Origin of the sequence: Xanthomonas hawaiiensis (assembly GCF_031834635.1) — a bacterium.
Classification (GTDB): domain Bacteria; phylum Pseudomonadota; class Gammaproteobacteria; order Xanthomonadales; family Xanthomonadaceae; genus Xanthomonas_A; species Xanthomonas_A sacchari.
Window position 1 is genome coordinate 3,849,889 of record NZ_CP115873.1, and the last position, 21,325, is coordinate 3,871,213.

At 68.8% G+C, this 21,325-nt stretch carries 12 protein-coding genes; 1 reads left to right on the forward strand and 11 read right to left on the reverse strand.

Annotated features, from left to right (window positions below; genetic code table 11):
- Positions 1-58: 58 nt before the first annotated feature.
- The 11 genes from PG878_RS16405 to PG878_RS16455 form a co-directional block, all read right to left on the reverse strand.
- Complete coding sequence (locus tag PG878_RS16405; protein WP_209030760.1) at positions 59-1,993, reverse strand: hypothetical protein; 1,935 nt, start codon at positions 1,991-1,993, stop codon at positions 59-61.
- 375 nt (positions 1,994-2,368) lie between these two features.
- Entirely contained in the window at positions 2,369-2,791 is a 423-nt protein-coding gene (locus PG878_RS16410; protein WP_209030758.1) for a hypothetical protein, read from the reverse strand.
- 153 nt (positions 2,792-2,944) lie between these two features.
- The gene (gene nagA, locus PG878_RS16415; RefSeq protein WP_209030756.1) at positions 2,945-4,090 is read right to left on the reverse strand and encodes an N-acetylglucosamine-6-phosphate deacetylase; all 1,146 of its coding nucleotides are present in this window, start codon (positions 4,088-4,090) and stop codon (positions 2,945-2,947) included.
- Complete coding sequence (locus PG878_RS16420; RefSeq protein ID WP_209030754.1) at positions 4,090-5,118, reverse strand: SIS domain-containing protein; 1,029 nt, start codon at positions 5,116-5,118, stop codon at positions 4,090-4,092. Before PG878_RS16420 ends, nagA begins: the two co-directional genes overlap by 1 nt.
- Before the next feature lie 8 nt (positions 5,119-5,126).
- A complete protein-coding gene (locus PG878_RS16425; protein WP_010343153.1) occupies positions 5,127-6,194 on the reverse strand; it encodes a LacI family DNA-binding transcriptional regulator in 1,068 nt (355 codons plus the stop codon).
- Positions 6,195-6,232: 38 nt separating this feature from the next.
- The gene (locus PG878_RS16430; RefSeq protein WP_209030753.1) at positions 6,233-7,498 is read right to left on the reverse strand and encodes a sugar MFS transporter; all 1,266 of its coding nucleotides are present in this window, start codon (positions 7,496-7,498) and stop codon (positions 6,233-6,235) included.
- Positions 7,499-7,535: 37 nt separating this feature from the next.
- Positions 7,536-8,291, reverse strand: a complete 756-nt coding sequence (locus PG878_RS16435; protein WP_010343151.1) for a GntR family transcriptional regulator — start codon at positions 8,289-8,291, stop codon at positions 7,536-7,538.
- A 71-nt stretch (positions 8,292-8,362) separates the two neighbouring features.
- Complete coding sequence (locus PG878_RS16440) at positions 8,363-9,514, reverse strand: acyltransferase family protein (protein WP_209030750.1); 1,152 nt, start codon at positions 9,512-9,514, stop codon at positions 8,363-8,365.
- The gene (locus PG878_RS16445) at positions 9,511-11,805 is read right to left on the reverse strand and encodes an alpha-N-acetylglucosaminidase (RefSeq protein WP_425611783.1); all 2,295 of its coding nucleotides are present in this window, start codon (positions 11,803-11,805) and stop codon (positions 9,511-9,513) included. The genes PG878_RS16440 and PG878_RS16445 overlap by 4 nt, the downstream gene beginning before the upstream one ends.
- Positions 11,806-11,872: 67 nt before the next feature.
- Entirely contained in the window at positions 11,873-14,755 is a 2,883-nt protein-coding gene (gene galA, locus PG878_RS16450) for a beta-galactosidase GalA (protein ID WP_209030748.1), read from the reverse strand.
- 86 nt (positions 14,756-14,841) lie between these two features.
- Positions 14,842-17,541 carry a TonB-dependent receptor gene (locus tag PG878_RS16455; RefSeq protein WP_209030747.1) on the reverse strand — a complete coding sequence of 900 codons (2,700 nt, stop codon included), beginning with the start codon at positions 17,539-17,541 and terminating at the stop codon, positions 14,842-14,844.
- A gap of 1,139 nt (positions 17,542-18,680) precedes the next feature.
- On the opposite strand from PG878_RS16455, the gene PG878_RS16460 reads away from it, so the two are divergent.
- On the forward strand, positions 18,681-21,314 hold the full coding sequence (locus tag PG878_RS16460) for a TonB-dependent receptor (RefSeq protein ID WP_209030746.1): 2,634 nt from the start codon (positions 18,681-18,683) through the stop codon (positions 21,312-21,314).
- The last annotated feature ends 11 nt before the right edge of the window (positions 21,315-21,325 follow it).

Genomic DNA, 21,325 nt, shown 5'->3' on the forward strand with positions numbered 1-21,325 from the left:
AACTGCGCGTGGCGATCGCAACGCCGACCTCGATCAACCGCTGCGCGTCAGGCGAGCGCTACGGCACCTGGATCGCCTCTCCGCTGGCCACGACCACCGTGGCGATCTGCGACGCGGCATCGCGGCTGTAAACATCGGCCAGCGTCCCCAACAGCGTGCTGTTTTCCCGCACCTCCAGGGCGTCCCGGTAGCGCGCGTTGGCCACATCGACCAGTTGCAGGCCGAGCTCACTCGTACGCAGCGCTGCTGCGTCCAGCACACCGTCCAGCAACTGCGCGCCCTGCAGGGCGATGCGCGCGGCGCGCGCGTTGGCGGTATCGCCCAGGTCGACGACGCCGGTGAATCCGTCCAGCGTGCCCGCCGCGTCGATCACCTCATCCATCAACTCACCATACACGAGCGACACGCGCTGGGCCGACGCCGACAGCGCGCCTCCGGCGTTCGCGCTGCGCCGCACGTGCAGTTCGGCGCTGGCATCGCGCGCGTCAATCAGGTCCAGCAGTTCGTCGACCAGTTCGCCCTCGACGATGTCCAGCGCCTGGACCCGGGCGTTGCCGGCATCGGCGATGTCCAGGCGCAGGTGCGCACGCGCGAGCGAGCCCTGCAGGTCGACCGCTTCGTCGATCAATTCGCCGCGGGCGATGGTCAGGGCATCGCCGGTGACGTTGCCGCTATCGGCGAACGCGACATCGAGCGTGCCGCCGTCGAAGGACGCGGCATCGATCGCCTCGTCGATCAGCTCCCCCTCCTCGATCCGCGCCGCCACCGCATGCAGATTGCCGGCATCCTCGAAGCGTACGGCCAAGGTTGCGTCCTGCACCGCACCGACGTCGATCGCTTCGTCGATCAATTCTCCGTCCACGATCCGCGCATCGGCGGCGACGGCGTTGCCGCTGCGCAGCAATGTCACCACGACATCGGAGGCGAGCAGATCGGCGGCGTCCAGCGGCTCGTCGACCAGCCCGCCATCGCGAATACGCAGTGCGCCCTCGACGCTGGCGTTACCGGTATCGGCCAGGCGCAGGTCGATCGCCGCGTTCTGCACGTGCCCGGTGTCGACCAGTTCGTCGACCAGCACCGCGTCCTGGATGTCCAGCGCGCGCGCGTCGACGTTGGCGGTATTGGCGAGCGCGATCACGATCTGGCCGCCCAGCCAAGGCCCGGCTTGTAGTACCTCGTCCAGCAACTGGCCGGCGAACAGGCGGACCTCGTCCGCCGCCACGTTGGCCACGTCGTCGGCCTGCACGGCGACACGGCTGCCACGCAGCGGATGCGCGATCAGCGCGCCCTGCAGGCGGCCGCCGCCGATCGTCAGTGTGCCGCGGCCACCGCGGACCCGATCGCTGCCCTCCACGGCGACCTCGAGACAGGCGCCGTCGGCGGTCGCGACCGCTGCATCGCGGGGCGCGATCAGCCGTTCGCTCAGGCTGCCACCGCCCAGGTGCAGATGGCTCTGCGCTGTCTGCAGACTGACGTTGGCCGAATCGCGCAGGCGCAGGTCGATGCGCGCGCCGGCCGCGATGGGACCGTCGACCAGCGTGCCGATCAGCGCGGCCTGTACAGGCCCGGCCGGTGCATGCAGCGTGCCGTCGGCGGCCAGCGTGTCTTCGCCCAGGGTGAGCCGCCCGCCCAGCGCCACGTTGGCGCTGTCCTGCACCAGGATCGCCAGCGTGGCGTCCGCGCCGACGCTGTGGACCAGCATCGGCAACAGCGATGGCTGTGCCAGCCAATGCGCATCCTGCACGGTCTGGTTGGCCTGTCCGCAGATCGCGATGGCCAGGGTCTGCCCTGCCGGCACGTCAAGTGGCTCGGCGAACGCGTAGGGCTGCCAAGGGCCGGCATTGCGGGCGATGAAGCGCCCAACCGCGGTCGGGCCCGTGCAGGCCACCGGCAACGCCGGCCGCCGGCACGCGGCCGGCGCCGCCACCGCCGTCCAGGCCGGCCAAACCGTGGCCCACAGCAGCAGGGCCGCCCCGGCATGGGTGCGGAGCAACTTCGGCCTGTGCAACTGCCACCGTTCGTTCCCCCCGCGCGGTGCAGCGGCGCCACCGCTGCACCGCATGCGGCGGGCCTTGGCGACGCGCGACATGCCCGCAAACCACCCTTCACCGCTGCCGCAGAAACGCGGCACCGTCCACACGATGCGCATGACGATCTCCCCCTGTGGCGATCGCCCGCGATCCTAATGCATGCGGGTGACAACATCGCGTGCGGGGAGACAGAAGACTTTTAATCTTTTGCTCAACGGGCGTGCCCAGCGCGATGGCGCAGCGGTTCGCCACGGCGCTGCCGACGTTTCCGCCCAGGCCAGCTGCGCGTACAAATGCATGCGCCCCGCGCAAGAGGCATACGTCGCGCGAGCGCGCCCTCAACCCTCGGCGACGAAAAACTCAAAGAAGTCGCGCTTGTCCTCGGCGAAGGCACTGACCAGCCTGCCCTCGGGAATGCGCTTGGCGCCGAGGCCACCGACGCAAATGCCGAGGCGGCGAAACAGCGCATAGCGCGGTCCGATCGCATGATCCGGATCGGACGCCATCAGCCGCGCCAGGGCATCCGCAGCGTAGATCTCGATTCCCTCGACCACCGGAGTGACGTGCCGGTTGAGGGTCACGTAGCGCAGCGCCTTGCGTTCGTAGACCAGTTCGCAACCTTCGCGTGTCTCGGTCACGATCTTCTGGATGTTGTCGATCACCGTGGTGAACGGCGCGCCGTGCGCCTTGGCGATCTGGGCCTGGCTGCGACCGAAATGGAATCCGCTCACCGCGGCATAGGGTTGAATCTCGTAGATCACCGAACGTTCCTTGTGAGAAGCGGGGCGGATCCGGGCGCCTACGCACTGCAGGTCGCCGCATCGCCCATGCGCGCGCCAAGCCACAGCAGAACAGACCATGGCCGGCCACACAACGCCCCGTGCAGGGCACCGCCAAGCGGTGCCCGCGGCCGCCTACTCCATCGCACCGGCGATCCAGGTATGCCGGACCTGCAACGCGTCGTCCAGCAGCACCAGGTCGGCCTGGTAGCCGGGCGCGATGTGGCCGTAGCGGTGGTCCAGGCCCACGCACTGCGCCGGGTACAGCGAGGCCATGCGCGCGGCTTCTTCCAGCGGCACGTCCAGCCACTGCACGCTGTTGCGCACCGCGCTGGCCATGTCCAGCGCCGAGCCGGCCAGGGCGCCGGCGGCATTGCGCACCACACCGTCGATGGCGGTGATGGTTTCGCCGTACAGGTCGAACGCGGGGCTGTCGGCGCCGACCATCGGCATCGCATCGGTGACCAGGAACACGGTGCCGCGCGGCTTGGCCGCCAGCGCCACGCGCAGGCTGGCCGGATGCACGTGCACGCCGTCGACGATCACGCCGCACCAGGCGTTGCGATCTTCCAGCGCCGCGCCGACCACGCCGGGATCGCGCCCCTGCAGCGGGGTCATGGCGTTGTACAGATGGGTGAAGCCGCAGATGCCGGCGTCCAGCCCGGCACGGGTCTCCTCGTAGCTGGCGGCGGTGTGACCGGCGAACACGCGTGCGCCGGCCGCGGCCAGGGTGCGGATGCTGGCCGCCGTCACGCGTTCCGGCGCCAGGGTGATCAGGGTGACGCCGTTGTCCAGCGAGGTGGCCAGGGCCAGTTCGTCGGCGTCCGGCACGCGGAACTTGTCGGCGTTGTGGGTGCCCTTGCGCGCCGGCGCCAGGTACGGGCCTTCCAGATGGATGCCGAGCACGCCCGGCACGCCCTCGGCGATCGCCTGGCGCGTGGCGGCGATCGCCGCGCGCATCACCTCCACGTCGTCGCTGATCAGCGTCGGCAGATAGCCGGTGGTGCCGTAGCGGCGATGGCCCTGGCCGATGCGGCGCAGCGCCTCGACGTCGGTGCGGTTGTTGAACAGCACGCCGCCGCCGCCGTTGACCTGCAGGTCGATGAAGCCCGGCAGCAGGCTGCCGCCGCCCAGGTCGTGCTGCACCGGCGCTGCCGCCACGCGCGGGTCGGCGTCGTCGAGCAGGGCGAGGATGCGCCCGCCCTCCAGCAGCACGCTGACGCCGTCGAGGAACCCGTCCTCGCCGAGCACGCGCGCGTTGCGCAGCGCCACCGTGGTCATCAGACGGTCTCCGTCACTTTGTTCAGATGCGGCGGCAGGTCCGGGTTGTAGCCGCGGCGCAGCGCCAGGGCGTTGATCGCGCGGTAGAAGCTCTGGATCGCCAGCAGCGGCGCGCACGCCGGGTGCGGCGCGGCGACCAGCGGCAGGTCGCCGCCGGCGCTGGCCAGCCACACCTGCGCGCCGCGGCCGCGGAACTCCTCGGCCAGGCGCCGGGTGCCCTCGCCGGCTTCGTCCGGCTGGTCGAACGCCAGCACCGGGAAGCCGGGGCCGACCAGGGCCATCGGCCCGTGCTTCACTTCCGCCGAGCTGTAGGCCTCGGCATGCAGGCCGCAGGTCTCCTTGAACTTCAGCGCGGCTTCCTGCGCCGCCGCCAGGCCCAGGCCGCGGTCGAGCACGAACAGGTTGTGCGCCTCGACCAGGCCATCGGTCAGCGAGCGCCAGTCGGCCTGCCAGGCTGCACGCAGCGCCTGCGGCAGTTCCTGCAGTGCGCCCAGCAGCACCGGGTCGTTCTTCCAGTGCGCGCCGAGCTGCAGGATCGCCGCCAGCGAGGCCAGGTAGCTCTTGGTCGCGGCCACGCTCTTCTCCGGGCCGGCGCCGAGCGGGATCACCGTGTCGGCCAGCTGCGCCAGCGGCGAATCCTCGACGTTGACCAGGGCCACCACGCGCGCGCCGGCGTCCTTGGCCGCCTGCGCGTTGCGCAGCAGGTCCGGGCTCTTGCCCGACTGCGAGATCACCAGGTACAGCGCCCCGCGCAACTGCAGCGGCGCTTCGTAGACCGAGCCCACCGACGGCGAGGCCGAGGCGGTGACCACGCCGAGCTGGGTCTCGAACAGGTACTTGGCGTAGGTGGCGGCGTGGTCGGAACTGCCGCGCGCGCAGGTCACCACGAACGGCGGCGGCGCGGCGCGCAACGACGCGGCGAGCGCGCTGACGGTGGCGTGGTTGCGTTCGAACTGCGCGGCGATGACCGCGGCGGCTTCCGCGGCTTCGCGGAACATCAGGGTGTCGGTTTCGGAGGGCAGCGCCATGGGCAGGGTCATGTGGGGTCTGGGGAGGAGGAACGGCGGGAATGCGGCTGCATGGGCGCGGTGGAGCCACGCACCACCAGTTGCGGCACGAAGCCCTGGTTGTGCACCGGCGCCGGATGGTCTTCGTAGGCATCGCTGCGCAGCTGGCTGATCAGCAACCGCGCGGCGTGGCGGGCGATGTCCTCGGTGGCCTGCTTGGCGGTGGTCAGCGGCGGCCACGACTGGCGCGAGAACGGGCTGTCCTCGAAGCCGGCGATGGACAGGTCGTAGGGCACGTTCATGCCCGCCGACTTGGCCGCGGCCAGCACGCCGGCGGCGATCTCGTCGTTGGAGCCGAAGATCGCGGTCGGCGGCTCGCGCAGCGCCAGCAGGCGCCGCGCGCCGCGGAAGCCGTCGTCGAAGGTGTAGTCGCCGGGGATCACCAGGTGCTTGTCCAGGGTGATGCCGTAGTCCTTCAGCGCCGCCTCGTAGCCGGCATAGCGCTCGCCGCTGGAGCGATGCGAGGTGCCGCCCCACAGGAAGCCGATGCGCTGGTGGCCCAGCTGGATCAGGTGTTCGGTGATCTCGTAGGCGGCATCGCGGTCGTCGACGTAGACGCAGGGGCCGTCCTGCGGATCCTCGGTGGCGGCGATGATGCGCACGGTCTTGATCCCGCGCGCGGCCAGCGCCGCGACCAGGTCGGCGCGCTCGGACATCGGCGCGGTCAGCACCAGCCCGGCCAGGCGCGAACGCTGGGTCCACTCGGCCAGTTCCTCGGCGAGCATCGGCGCGGTGGAATCGCAGGGATGGATCTGCAGGCCGAAGCCGGTCTCGCGGCAGGCGGCGAGCACGCCGTTCTGCACGCCGATGATGTGGTACGGGTTGGGGTTGTCGTACACCAGCCCGATCACGAACGGGGTGCCGCTGCGCAGGTTGCGCGCCGACGGATCCGGCTCGTAGTCCAGCTCGGCGATGGCATGCAGCACGCGCGAGCGCGTGGCCTGCATCACCGACGGTTCGTTGTTGATGACCCGCGAGACGGTCTTCAGCGACACCCGCGCCCGTTCGGCGACGTCTTTGATGGTGGGTCTGCGCATTGGAATGAGTTTGCCGGGTTGGAGAAAAGCGCGTCAGCTCACCGCGCGCCCTGGCCGACGCGGTGACCGCGCAGCGCGAAGAACAAGATGTACAGGTAGCAGGCGATCATCAAGCCGGCGAAGACCAGCTGGAAATCGAAGAACTCCTTCAGATGGGCGAACAGCTGCGGCACCGCGGCGCCGCCCACGATGCCCATGATCAACAGCGCCGCGCCCTTCTCGGTGAACTTGCCCAGCCCCTTGATGGCCAGCGGGAAGATGGCCGGCCACATGATGGCGTTGGCGAATCCGAGCGCCGCCACGAACGCCACCGAGACATAGCCGCCGGTCAACATCGCGCACAGCGAAAAGACGATGCCGAGGCACGCCGAAATGGACAGGTACTTCTCCTGGGAGATGTACTTCGGAATCAGCACCAGGCCGACCAGGTAGCCCGCCAGCATGCAGGCCAGGGTGCCGATGGTGAAATACTTCGCGTAGTCCAGCGAGAGGCCGAGGCTGTTGCCGTAGATGCCGATCGCATCGCCCGCCATCACCTCGGCGCCGACGTACACGAAGATGCACAACGCGCCCAGCCACACGTGCGGGAACGCGAAGATGCTGTCGCGGCTGCGCTCGTCGGAGGCCGACGCGTTGGCCTTCTCGGCGCTGATCTCGGGCAGGGGCGAAAACAGGATGGCCACGGACAGCACGGCAAGCACGCCGGCGATCGCCATGTAGGGGCCGTGGATGCGGCCGGCGAATTCCTGCAGCAGCAGTTCCTTCTGCGCCGGCAGCACCTGTTCGATCCGGGTCGAAAAATCCTCCATGCCGTGCAGGACCACCTTCGCCAGTCCATACGTGGCCAGCGCGCCCGCCACCTTGTTGCAGATGCCCATGAGCGCGATGCGGCGCGCGGCGCCGTCGATCGGCCCGAGGATGCTGATGTACGGATTGACCGCGGTCTGCAGCAGGGCCAGGCCGCCGCCGATGATGAAGATGCCGCTCACCGCGCCCACGTAGGAACGGGCGTTGGTGAACTGGCCGAAGATGGCGGCGCCGATCGCCAGGATCAGCAGGCTCAGGGCCAGGCCCTTCTTCATCCCGGTCAGTTTCAGGATGAACGAGGAAGGCAATGCCAGGCAGAAGTAGGAAATGTAGAACGCGCTCGGGATGAGGAACGCGAACGTGTCGCTGACATTGAAGGCGACCTTGGCGAACAGGATCAACGGCCCGTTGATCCAGGTAAAGAAGCCCATGATGAAGAACAACAGGCCGACGATGGCGATGGAGGCGTAGGGACTGGCGGGCCGTGCGGTGGTCATGGGCGGGCGTGCTCCGGGAGGGCGCGGGGATCGGCGATCAGCGTCGCAGTTCGGCGACGAAGTCGTAGTAGTCGTTGTGGCAGTAGGTGTCGGTCAGTTCGATCGCGCTGCCATCGCGGGTGTAGCCGACCCGCACCACGTGCAGGATCGCCTCGCCTTCCTTCATGCCGAGATGGCCGGCCAGCCGCGCCGGCAGGTTGATGGCGCGGAAGTACTGCAGCGCCCGCACCACCGGGGTGCCGCGCTCGTCCAGGTAGCTGTAGAGCGAATCGGCGATGGCGTGCGGATCGGGGACGACGTGTTGCGGCAGCACCGCCTTCTCGTAGGCCATCACCCGGCCGTCGGCGCTGCGCAGGCGGGTCAGCGCCGCGACTACGGTGTCCGGCGACAGGCCCAGGCGCAGGATCTCCTCGCCGTGCGCCGGTCGCGTGCGCCGCTCCAGCCAGCGCGTGCCCGGCTCCAGCCCCTTCATGCGCAGGGTTTCGCTGAAGCTGGCCAGGCCGCTGAGCTGGTGCTGGATGTGCGAGGTGACGAACGTACCGGCGCCCTGCCGGCGCGACACCAGGCCCTGCTCGACCAGCGCGTCCACGGCCTGGCGCAGGGTCACCCGCGACACCTGCAGGTATTCGCACAGCTGCCGTTCGGCCGGCAGCGCCTCGCCCGGCTTCCACTGCCCGCCCTTGATCGCCTCCACCAGCTTGCTGGCCAATTGCAGGTACAGCGGCGTCGGCGCGTCCGGATCCACGGCCAGCGCATGCAGGCGTGGATCGGCCTGCGGCTTGGGCTTGGTCATGGCGCGCTCTCCAGTCCGCATGAATTCGTTATGTCCAATATAGTACCAATTCGCGGTCCGTGCACGCCGGGTCACAGCCGCAGGTACAGCCTCCGCCGATCCATCCACCAGCCCACCAGCCAGCACAGCAACGTATAGGCCAGCGCGCAGGCCAGGCTGCCCCAGGGGCCGGGCAGCAGTCGCTGGAATACCGCCACGCCCAGCCACTGGTACAGATCCATGCCGCTGGCGCCGGCCGGGACCAGCCGCAGGCAGACCACGAACAGCTCGGAGAACAGGTAGATCGCCAGTGGATTGCGCCCGAGCACGGTGAAGAAACCGCTGCCGGCCCGCCAGCCGCGCACTTCGATCGCCCACAGCAGCGCGCCCAGCAGCCACAGGTCCAGGCCCACCGTCAGCAGCACGAACGAGCCGGTCCACAGTTTCTTGGCCAACGGGAACCACGGCTGCCAGGCCAGCGCCAGCAGGACCAGCGCGCCGCCGGCCAGCCATAACCAGCGCACCGTGCGCGCCTGCTTGCCGGCCCGGCGCACGTACAACCCGGTCACGTAGCCGGCAATGACGTTGACCGTGGCCGGCAAGGTGCCGAGCAGGCCCTCCGGATCGAACCCGCCGTCCTTGCGATACAGCTGCGCCGGATCGAGCAGCCACAGGTCCAGGCGCGTGCCGGCATTGCCGAGCTTGCTCAACTCCGCGCCCGGCTGGCCCCACAGGAACAGCGCGCCCCAGTAGCCCAGCAGTAGCGCGACGCACATGCCCAGCAGGCCGCGCGGCGAAAGCCAGCGGCACAGCAGCGCGGCCAGCGCGTAGCACAGCGCGATGCGCTGCAGCACGCCCGGCACCCGGGTCTGATCGATCGCAGTAAAGCTCCAGTGGCCGTCGGCGCCCTGGTGCACGAACGGAAACCAGTACATCAAAAAGCCGAGCAGGAAGATCAGCGCGCTGCGCTTGCCGACCCGGCGCAGGAACGCGCCGAGCGGCTGGCCGCGGTCCAGCGCGAAGCTCATCGCGTTGCCGACCGCGAACAGGAACGACGGGAACACCAGGTCGGCGGCGGTGAAGCCGAACCACGGCGTATGCCGCAACTGCACGAACGCATCGGCGCCGGCACCTGGCGTGTTGACCAGGATCATCAGGAAGATGGTCAGGCCGCGGAACACATCCAGCGACAGGAAACGTTCGCGCGACGGCGCGGCGGGAAGGCGGACGGACGCGGCGCTCATGGCGCATCCACCTGTTGCAGCAGCGTGCGCACCGCCGCGACCGGATCGGCCGGCGCCTGCCGCACGTAGGCGGTGTCGCGCGCCACCCAGTCCCGTTCCCAGGCACGCAGCCGCTGCTGCAGTTGCGCCTCGTCCACGCTGCCGCCGGCGACCGCCGCCTCGCGCAGCATCTGCAGCGCCAGCGTCCAGCGCGGCAGGTAATAGTCCGCGTACATGCCCTGCCAGGCCTTGGACGCATAGTCGCCGAGGTTGCCCTCGCCGCCCCAGACGCTGACCTGCGCCTTGGCGTCGCGCCGGTAGTAGGCCGCGTCCTGCGGGGTCTTCGCATAGCCGGCGGCGGCGTCGAGCCAGCTCGACAAGGTGTCCTGCTGGCCGCCGACCAGGCGGTCGAGTTGCGTCACCGCCTCGCGCACGCGCGCGGTCGCCGCATCGCCGGCTGCGACATCGCCGCGCCGGTAGGCGGCCACCGCCTGCTGCAACTGCACGTCCACGCGGCCGGTGGCGTAGTGGCGGGCGAAATCGACCAGGTCGTAGCGGTACAACGGCGCATCGGCGTACTCCGGCGCCAGCGCCAGCAGTTGTTGCAGCGCGCGGCGCAACCGCGGCGGATCGCCAGGCGCGCCCTCGAACTCGCCGACGTCCAGCGTCGGCCGCTTGAACAGCAGGTAGGCACCGGCGCGGCTGCGCCACCAGCGCGGCGTCCAGTAGCGAGTCGACAGCACCGACGCCTGCAGGTCGTCCCAGGCCGCGCGCAAGGCCGGCGACGTGTGGCCGTAGCGGGCGCGGGTGTAGTCGTCGAGCCAGTCCTGCAACGGCCGCTGCTGCGCGCCCCAGGCCAGCGCATACATGTATTCGTAGACCACCGAGGTGGTGTGCAGCCCTTCCGGGAAGGCGCCGAAGCCGACCAATTGCTGCTTGTCCTTGTCGGCGAGCAGCGTGCGCAGGTCCTCGCGGTAGAACGCCAGGTCGCCGTACACCGGATTGCTGCCGCCGTAGTTGTGCACGTAGCCGTAGATCCACTGCTTGCCGTCGAACGCGTCGGACAGCTTCCAGGTGCCGGGGTAGCGGTCGTTGCCGATATCCAGCACCAGCAACTTGTCGTTGGGCACCTCGCGCAGGAACGCGGCGATCGCCTGCGGCGTCCAGAAGTGGCGGTCGGCGCCGAACAGCCAGCCCTGCATCACCCACACCGCATCCGGGTTGGCCCGATGGATCGAGGCGTACAGCGCACGGCCGTACGCGGCCAGGCGCTTGTCGCGCTGCGCCGGCGGCACCTCGGGCGGCTTGCTCTTGGCGGCGTTGGCGGTGCTGTCGCCGTAGCTGGCCAGGCGCGCGTCGCTGCCGTCGGCGGCGATCGGCGGCAGCATCTCGTTGAACGCATCGGCCAGGTAGTAGGTGCCCTTGCCGTAGGTGCGGTCGTAGAGCTGGATGAAGCGTTGCGCGATCCGCGCGAACAGCGGATCGGCCGGATCCAGCCAATAGGTCTCGTGGAAGCCCTCCCAGGCGCGCATGCGGTAGATGCGCGCCCGCGGGTGCGCCTGCGCGAAGGCCTTCGGCACGTAGCCGGCGAACGCCGGCAGCACCGGCTTCATGCCCAGCGCGCGCATACGCTGCAGGATGCGCAGCTGCAGCGCGTGCTTGTCCTCGATCCACTGCTGCGGCAGCGGCGCGTCGTAGCCTTCGATGTTACCCATGCGTTGCCATGGCGCGAACGCCGGGCCGGAGAAGTACTGCGCCAGGTCCGCATCGGCGACGCCGAACTCGCGCCACAGCGCCTGCCACACGTACTCCTGGCCTTCCATCGCCAGCGGCATGTCGATGCCGTGCAGGGCCATCCAGTCGATCTCGCGCTCCCAGCGCGCCCAGTCCCACCACGGCGTGGTGTAGCCGTAGGTGCAGACGTTGAGATAGGCGCGGTGCGCGAACGGGGTGGCCACACGCGGGCCGTGGGCGTCGGCATAGGACGCAGGCAACGCCACCCGGCTGCCTTCCCAGCTCACCGACGCCGCACCGATCGACTGCAGGTAGCTGTAGGCGCCATGCGCCAGCGCCACGTCGGAGGACCCGGACACACGCAGCGTGCCGGCCTCGGCGGCGATCTGGTACCAATCGTTGCCGCGGCCGCGCGGCTGCCGCTGCAGGCGCAGCTCGGCCGCGCGCGGGCCGAGCGTGCGCAGCAGCACCTCGCGTGCGGTGCCGCCCTGCGTGTCCTGCGCGGGCGACGCGAACGCGCCCGGCGCCAGCAGCGCACAGGCCAACAGCACCAGCACGGCTTGCGCGCGCAGCGACATCGCCCGAACACGGCGCAGTCCGGCATGGCCAAGCGGGAGGATCTGGCGGAAAACATGGTTCATTGGCTCAATACTCCACTGTCGCGACATCGTCGAAGCCGAATGGCACTCCGGCCTTCACCTGCATCACCACCGCCAGCACCCGTTCGCCGGACGCCGGCGACAGCCGCAAGGACACCGGCTTCCCCGCCGCCACACTGGCGACCCGCTGCCGGTCCAGGTACACCTGCACCGCGCCGGTCGCGCGGCCGAGCCGCAAGCGGCCGCCGCGCTGCTGGATCCCGGCCCAGGGCGTGAATGCGGTCCGGTACAGCACGTAGCCGTCGCGCTCGGCGCGCGTCTCCAGGTTGCCCGGCTGGCAGAAACTCCAACTGTTGTTGTCGTTGGCCGCACGCGGCAGCGCCGGATCCGGCGGCGTGGCGAACGGCAGGGTACGCCGCCAGCCGCTCACCACCATCGCCGTGGCGGCCGGCGGCAACGACAACGGCGGCTGCGCCGGCTCCAGTGCGATGCTTGCCTGCGCCGTACGCAGGCCGGGCGCACGCGCCTCGATGCGCAGACTGCGGCGGCCGCTGCCGGCCTCGACGACGGCCTGCGCCAGGCCGTTGAATAACTGCACCTGCGGCACGTTGTCGGGCGCATGCCGGTTCGGGTCGCCGTTGCCGACGCCAAGCAGGCGTCCGCCTTCGACCTGCAGCGCGATCTGCGCATCGGCGAACGGCACATGGCGGCCCTGCGCATCCACCGCCTCCAGGGTGATCGGTTGCGCGTCGCGGCCGTCGCCGCGCATGCGCGCGCGGTCCGGGGTCAGCCGCAGCGCGACCGGCGCGCCGACCGTCTGCACCCGCTGCCGCGCGACCTCACGCCCGTCGCGGTAGGCCACCGCTTCCAGCACGCCGGGCGCATACACGACCTGCCAGGTGTTCATCGCGATCCGGTCCACCGCCTGCCGCCCCTGCGAGCGGCCGTTGAGCCACAGCTCCACCTGCTGCGCGTTGCAGAACGCCATCACCTTGATCGCGGCGCCCTCGCGGCCCGGCCAGTTCCAGTGCGGCAGCAGCTGCAGCACCGGCGCGTCGTCGATCCACTGGGCCTGGCGCAGCCAATAGGCGCCCTTGGGGAAGCCGCACAGGTCCATGATGCCGAAGAACGAGGACACCGACGGCCATTCGAACGGCGTCGGCTCGCCGCGATAGTCGAAGCCGGTCCAGACGAAGCCGCCGGCCAGGTAGGGCCGCTCGTCGATCAGCTTCCAGGACGCGCGATGGGTGTTGCCCCAGGGCGCGGCCACCGAGTCGTCCTCGGCGATGACGTGCGCGTCCATGTCGGTGAACCAGGCGCCGCGGGTCTGGAAGGCGCTGGTGTCCTCGCTGGACAGCAGCGGCGTGTGCGGCATCGCCGCATGCACCCGATCGTAGTTGAACTGGCGGTAGTTGAAGCCGACCACGTCCACCGCATGGGACGCGTTGCGTTCGGTCAGCATGCCGTCGTTCATCGCCGCGGTCACCGGACGGCTGTCGTCGAGTGCGCGCACCAGCGCCACCGCGCGGCGCACCATTTCGTAGCCGGCGACGGTGCCCTGCATCGGCTCCTCGTTGAACACCGACCACAGGAACACGCAGGCGCGGTTGCGGTCGCGGCGCACCAGCCAGCGCAGTTGCGCGGCGTAGTCGGGCGCCGGATTGAACACGCGGTTCTCGGCCATCACCAGCATGCCCAGGCGATCGCACACGTCGAGCAGTTCGCTCGCCACCGCGTGGTGCAGGCGAATCGCGTTGCAGCCCAGCGCCTTGAGCCGGCGGATGCGGAAGTCCAGCAGACTGTCCGGCACCGCCACGCCGACCCCGGCATGGTCCTGGTGCAGGCAGGCGCCCTTGATCTTGAGCGGCCGCTCGTTGAGGAAGAAGCCCTGTTGCGCATCGAAGCGCAGCGTGCGGAAGCCGATCGCGCACTCGCGACGGTCGCGCTCGCGGCCCGCGCTGCGCAGCACCGTCGCGAGCCGGTACAGGTGCGGCGCGGCCACGTCCCAGCGCTGCGGCTGGCGCACCTGCAACACCACCTGTGCCTGCACCTGCGCCAGCGCGCCGGCCTGCAGCGCGGCACTGCCCTGCGCCACCACCGTGCCCTGCGCGTCGTACAGCGTCGCCTCCAGCAGCGCCGCATCCGCTTGCTCGCCGACATTGGCGACGGTGACCGTCACCGGCAGCGTCCAGCGATCGTCGGCCTCCATCCGCGGCACCGCATGCACGCCGTCGCCGACGATATGCAGCGCATCGCGCACCGCCAGCCAGGTGTGCCGGTAGAGTCCGGCGCCTTCGTACCACCACCCGTCCATCGCCTCGGCGTCCACCCGCACCGCAATGGTGTTCAGATCCTGGCCATAGCGGGCGATCGCGGTCATGTCGATGGCGATACCGTCGTAGCCGCTCCAACTGCGCGCCATCAGCAGGCCGTTGACCCACACCGTGGCGCGGCTGGCGATGCCGTCCAGGCGCAGTTCCAGCGCCTTGCCGCGCTGCGCCTCGTCCAGCCGCAGGCTGCGCCGGTACCAGGCGATGCCGCGGCGGCGATAGCCCTGCGCCACGTTTGCGCTTTCCTCGATCGGCTGCTCGATGGCGAAATCGTGCGGCAGCCGCAGTTGCCGCCACTGGCTGTCGTCGAAATCGCCGGCCGCCGCGCCCCAGGCCTTGCCGGCCTTGGCGTTGTCGTAGCTGGCGTCCTGCCCGGTGATCGGCGGAACCGGGATGTCGCCTTCGTGGAACCGCCAGCCCTCGTCCAGGCAGAACAGGCCGGGATCGGGCGCCAGGGTCAGCCCCGGCACGGCCGCCACCGCGGCAGGGCCCGCGCTGGCGAGGCCGGCGGAGGCCGCCGTGCCGGCCCGGCTCCCGCGCGGCAGCGCCAGCAGCAGGCCGGCGCCGGCGCTGCCGGCCAGGAAGGTTCTTCGTTGCATGCGCTTGTCCTCATCGGATCGACCGCCCGGCGCCACCGCGGCGCCGGGCCAGGGGGCGCGCTAGCCCGCAGGCGCCTGCGCCGCCCTCACAGGATGTCCCACTGCATCGACACGTAGAAGCTGCGGCCGGTGACCCCGGTCATCTGCCAGCGGCTGCTGATGTCCTTGTACGCCTCTTCCTTCTTGTTGGTCAGGTTGAGCGCGCCGAGCTGGAAGCTGAGCTTGTCGGTGGCCTGGTAGCCGAGCACCGCATCGACCTGGGTGCGCGCCTTCATGGTGTGGCCTTCGCGGGCGAAGAAGCTGTCGCTGCTGTCCTGCTCGTACTCGCTGCGATGGTTCAGCGACAGGCGCGCGGAGAACATCGCGTTCTCCCAGTAGCCGGTGGCGTTCCAGGTCTTCTCCGACAGGTTGCGGATCTTGAAGTCGGTGTCGCGCTGCGGGATCACCCGGGTGAAGTTGGCGGTCAGGCCGAAGCCGGGGATCGGCAGCCAGGCATCGAACGACTGCGTCCAGCCCAGTTCGTAGCCCTTGATCTTGACCTTGCTCGGATCGTTGCGGGTGGCGGTGATCTCGTAGATGTTGCCGCCGCCGTCCACGCAGTCGCCGGCGCCATTGGTGGACAGCGCCGTGCCGTTGAACGTGGCCGGGCAGACGATGCTGTTGAAGGTGCCGTTCTTGACGTTCTTCCAGAAGCCGGCCAGGGTCAGCCCGCCGCCCTGGCCGTAGTACCACTCCAGGCTGAGGTCGGCCTGGTCGGCGGTCAGCGCCTTCAGGTCGGTCTGGCCCAGCGCCACGTCGTAGGTGGTGGTGCCGCCGGTGTTGCTGCCGGAGGAGATGGTGGTGGCGATGGCGGTGTTGCTGTCCAGGATCGGCCGCACCAGCACCTTGCCGGCGGCCAAGCGCAGCAGCAGGTCCTCGCGCATGTCCAGCACCAGGTTCAGGCTGGGCAGCCAGTTGTGGTAGTCGTACGGGGCGCGCTCGGTACCCACCACCTCGTTGGCGTCCTCGCTGTACTGCGAGGCGGTGGTCAGGTAGGTGTCGGTGGTGCGCTTGGTGCTCTCGTAGCGCACGCCGACGTTGCCGCGCAGGCGCATGCTGCCCACATCGGTGTCGATCTTGGCCAGCGCGTAGGCGGAGAAGATGTCGTTGCGGATGTGGTAGCTGGCCTGCGGTGCGAACAGCACCGGCACGGTGATGCCGGAGGCGGCCAAGGCCCTGGCGTAGGCGTACACGTCCGGCGCCACCCAGTCGCTCTGCGAGGCCAGGTCGCCATCGAGGAAGTTGCTGACGTTGGAACTGGCCGCCGACAGTTCCGGGAACATGCCGTAACCGGAGACCGCACCGGAGTTGATCAGGTACAGGAAGTCGCGGCGCCAGACGTTGCGATCGAAGGTCTCGCGGCGGAACTTGGTGCCGACCTTGACCGCGTCCAGGAAGCCGTTGCCGACGTAGCGCTCGGCATCGAACTGCAGCGACCATTCCTTGTTGCGCAGCGCGTTGATCGCACCGTTGGGGTATTCGTCGCGGACCAGGTTGGCCTTGTTCCAGGCGCTGGCGTCGGTGGCGTCGGCATCGGTGGTCAGCGAGATCGCGCCGGGATTGGACATGTCGAACAGCGTCGCGCTCGGCTTGCGGCCGAGGATCACTGCGCGCTCGTCCTCGTCGGTCTTGCCTTCGGTGTAGTTGGCCACGCCGCTGAAGGTCCACGCGTCGCCCTTCCAGCGCGCGTCCCAGGTCAGCAGTTGCGAGCTCAGGTCGTGGCGCTCGAGCTGGCGGTTGTTCTCCAGCCAGTAGTTGGACGCCGACACCTTGGTCGCGGTCAGGCCTTCGGTCTGCAGCACGGTCAGGTAGTTGCGGTCGAAGGAGTAGACCAACTGGTTCATGTCGTTGTCGGTCTTGTCCTGCGAATACAGCGCGGTCAGGTTCATCTCCAGGCGGTCGTTGGGTTTCCACTGCAGCCCGGCGGTGAACATCTTGCGGTCGGTCTCGCGCTCGATCGAGCGGTAGCGCGGACGGCGCGGGATGTACAGGGTGCCGTCGCCGGTGTCCTGGGTGTACCAGCGGTCGATCCACAGGTAGTCGGCACGGTCGCGGAGCTTCTGGTAGCCGGCGTTGACGAACACGCCCAGTTCGCCGCCGTCGGCCAGATGGAACTGGTCGATGTAGGTCAGCACGCCCTTGGGCGTCGGCGCGCCGCCGGCGAATTCGGAATACTGCTCCTTCGCCGAGAAGATCAGCTTGCGCTCCTTGTAGTCCAGCGGCTTGGTGGTCTCGATGTTGACCGTGCCGGACAGGCCGCCGGCATCCATGTCCGCCGACGGCGACTTGATCACCTCGATCGCCGCGGCCACCTCCGGCTGGATGATGTCGTAGCGGAAGCCGTCTGTGAAATCGGCGCTCTTGATGGTCTGGCCGTTGATCGTGGTGGCCGAGTATTGCGGGCCCAGGCCGCGGATGCTGATGGTCGAACCGCGCCCGTTGATGGTGGAGATCTGCACGCCGGGAATGCGCTGGATCGCCTCGGCGATGTTTTCGGCCGGGAACTTGCCGATGTCCTCCGACGAGATGCCGTCGGTCATGCGCGCATCCTCGCGCTTGTTGTCCAGCGCGGTGATCAGGCTCTTCTGGTAGGAACTGGTGACGGTCACCGTGTCGAGCTGGGAAATCGAATCGGACGCGGGCGCTTCCTGCGCCTGCGCAGCGGCGCTGAACAGGCCGAGCGCGATGGCGCTGGCGAGGACGGACAGGGGACAACAATGCGAACGGGAGCGGGCGACATGTGGCATTGGGCTATCCTGGTTGATGGCGATCGGCACGACGACGTCTGACATCCAGGGCGGCGATCGGCAGGCAGCACGCTCCATCGCGCCCGACGCGACGCGCAGGGCGATGCCGTCCGTGCGGACGGAGTCGATGGAACGTTCTGGCTGTTTCCTGCGCCCTGTGTTGCGGGAGGCGCGTCCCCGTTCCTTCCCCGGAACGGGCGACTGCATGGTGCGGCTTGACGGATCTGGCCCGAATTGGCAAGGACCAATTCCAGGCGCTTCGATTCTTATGGTCTTAGAAAGATTGTGTCAACGTCGCGCCGCACGAAATCGAAGAATGACCCCTGGACTCGCGCGCAGAAACGATTAAATCGCTTATGAATCAATCACCTTTGCAGGAAAAATATTTCTTGCGAAGCATTGTTCACGCATCGTTGTCACGATACCTATGCCGCACCAATTGTGACAACGAGACCAATCTTGTGCATCGCCGCATAAGCGCATTGCATTCTCATTTGCGCAAGCTGGCACGCTGCGCAGGGCGCTCGCACAGGCTATTGATAAATAATGATTTTTATTTCATAAGCGCACCCTTTCCGGGATCCACTGCCGATATCGAGCGGCAAAACCAGAACCAGACAAATTTTCGTGGCGAGACTTGACATCGTTGTCATAGGCTCGTAAGAATCGGCGCACACGGGGGTGTAGCCGCGCATCGCGGCGCGAAAGCGGGGCCAAGGGAGGCATGTGATCGCAATGATCCGTTCGCACGCGTCGCGTGTCGCACGCGGCACTTCGTGGCATGACCGAGGACAGCAGCTGCCGAGCGCGCATGCCGCGCCCAGTCCACTGCGGCTGTCGCTGCGCCGCGCCGCTCTCGCAGCACGGTCCGATGGACCGCAATGGGCGGCCTCGCGGATCGCCGTCTCCGGTGACCGCCTTACCGCCCTGCACGCGCCAAGGCCGGCCACGCAGGCGCGCGCGCACCACACCGGCAGCACCCGCCGTCCCGCGCAACGCGCGACGGCCTCCACGTTCCGCAGCACCCGGCACTCCAGCCCGTTTTCGCAGCACAGGCAGTAAGGCAACAGGCCACTCCGGCGCGCGGCGCACCGTCCGCGCAATCGCGTTGATCCATTGAATGATGAGGGAGAGACATCATGCAATATCGCCGTTCCGTCTTGTCCGCGGCCATCGCCGCCAGCGTCCTCGCCTTCGCCGCGCAGGCGCAGCAGGCCGATTCCGCCGCCACCGACCTGGACGCGGTCCAGGTGGTCGGTATCCGCGCCAGCCTGGAGAAGTCGCTGGACACCAAGCGCAACAACGTCACCGTGTCCGAGGCGATCACCGCCGAGGACATCGGCAAGTTCCCCAGCACCAACGTCGCCGAGGCGTTCGCGCAGATTCCCGGCGTCACCATCGACCGCCGCTTCGGCCAGGGCGAGCGGGTCAGCATCGACGGCACCGATCCCAGCCTCAACCTGTCGTTCCTGGACGGCCACCCGGTGGCGCAGGCGATCTGGCTGTACGGCGAGCAGCCCAATCGCGGCTTCGACTACACCCTGCTGTCGCCGCAGATCCTGGGCCGCGCGGAGATCGTCAAGTCCACCGAGGCACGCCTGACCGAAGGCAGCCTCGGCGGCACCGTGCTGATGCACAGCCGCCAGCCGCTGGACCTGAAGGCCAACGAGATCGCCGGCTCGGTGGGCTACAGCTACAGCCAGCAAGCCAGCGAGGGCAAGCCCAACGCGTCGCTGCTGTACAGCTGGAAGAATCCACAGGAGACCTTCGGCGTCGCCGTATCCGCACAGCACTACGAGGAACGCGTGGACCGCCAGGGGCTGGAGGTGTTCGGCTACGCCAAGGCCAGCACCTTCGCCAACGCCGGCGGCGTGCCCGCCGCTGCCGACGTGCCCAACTCGATCAACGCCGCCTGGTTCCAGCAGGACCGCAAGCGCGACAGCGCCGTGGTGAACCTGCAGCTCAAGCCCAGCGACGCGCTGGAGTTCAACCTCAGCGGCCTGTACATCAAGGAAGACTTCGACAACTACAACCAGTCGATGTACAGCTTCCTGACCTGGAACCCGGGCACCGTCGCCGCAGTCGACGCGCTGGGCGACGTGCGCAACGGCGTGGTCAACAGCGGCCATTCCAGCGCCAACGCCAATGCGGGCGGCGGCACGGTGATCTACGACAACAACGTGCGCCAGTCGCAGGTAACCACCAAGGGCCTGGATCTGCGCGGCGCCTATCGCGGCGAACGCTGGACCCTGCGCGGCCAGCTCGGCCAGAGCAAGTCCGACAACGACGACCTGGCGCAGTACTTCATCGAACCGTTCTACAACGGCGGCTTCCGCTGGGACCTGGACCGCGGCATCCGCTTCGACGATCCCACCGCCGCGCGCAATCCGGCCAACTGGGGTTCGGCCGGCGGCTGGATCGGCAACAACGGCGTGTTCTCCACCCAGAGCAAGGACCGCTACGGCCAGCTCGACCTGGACCTGCAGTTCGACGGCGTGTTCAACCAGTTGCTGGTCGGCGTGCGCCAGGGCAAGCACGACGAGGACTTCGCGCTGAACGTCTACGGCGGCGTCACCCCCGGCACGCTGGCCGACATCGGCACCATCGGCCTGACCGACATCCGCGGGTTCTACCCCGACCACGGCCAGCACGTGCAGGCCGGACGCGGCAACGTGATCGACTGGATCCGCAACAGCCCGGTCGACTACGCCAACCCGGATCCGTCCAGCTACCTCAACAACACCTGGGCGCTGCAGCAGACCAACAACGCCGCCTACGTGCAGCTGAACTTCTCCAACGCCGGCCTGCGCGGCAACCTCGGCCTGCGCTACGTGGATTCCAAGACCGAAGGCAGCGGCTTCGTCTACAGCGGCACGCCGACCCTGCAGGACCTGGACAGCAAGTGGCAGACCCGCACGAAGACCGAACACTTCCTGCTGCCGTCGCTGAACCTGGCCTACGACACCGAGAACGACTGGGTGTTCCGCTTCGGCGCCGGCAAGGTGATCGCCTGGGCGCCGTACAACCAGATGGTCAACAACACCTTCCTCAACGACACCACGCTCACCGGCAGCGGCGGCAATGCCGCGCTGTCGCCGTACGAATCGTGGAACTTCAACCTCTCGGCCGAGTACTACTTCGCACCGCAGGCGGTGGTGGCGTGGTCGGTCTTCTACAAGAAGATCGACAACTACATCGACACCTCGGCCACCATCGAGCGCCAGTACAACGCGATCCGCGACACCTCGCCGCAGACCTGGGCGCAGATGCTCGGCAGCAACGGCTGCACCGCCGACGGCTACTGCGACTACAGCATCCAGCGCCCGCGCAACGCCGGCACCGGCAAGGTCAAGGGCTTCACCCTGGCCTACCAGCAGCCGTTCGGCGACAGCGGCTTCGGCCTGTCGGCCAACTACACCTATGCCAGCGGCGAGAACAACAGCGGCAATCCGCTGCCCTACCAGTCGCGCAACAGCGTCGCCTTCAGCCCGTACTACGAGAAAGGGCCGTGGAACGCGCGGATCAGCCTGAACTGGCGCGACAGCTACCTGGCCGGCGGCTACGTCGCCGGCGCCGCGCCGGCCAGCGTCGACGCCTACACCGACCTGGGCGCGAGCGTGGGCTACGCGATCAATGCGCAGTGGTCGCTGCAGCTGGACGCGCAGAACCTGCTGGACGAGGAATACCTGCAGTACCTGGGCGACAAGGACCACCCGGTCGGGCGCTACCACAACGGCCGCCGCTACATGGCGACGGTGCACTTCAAGTTCTGAGCGCGCCACCG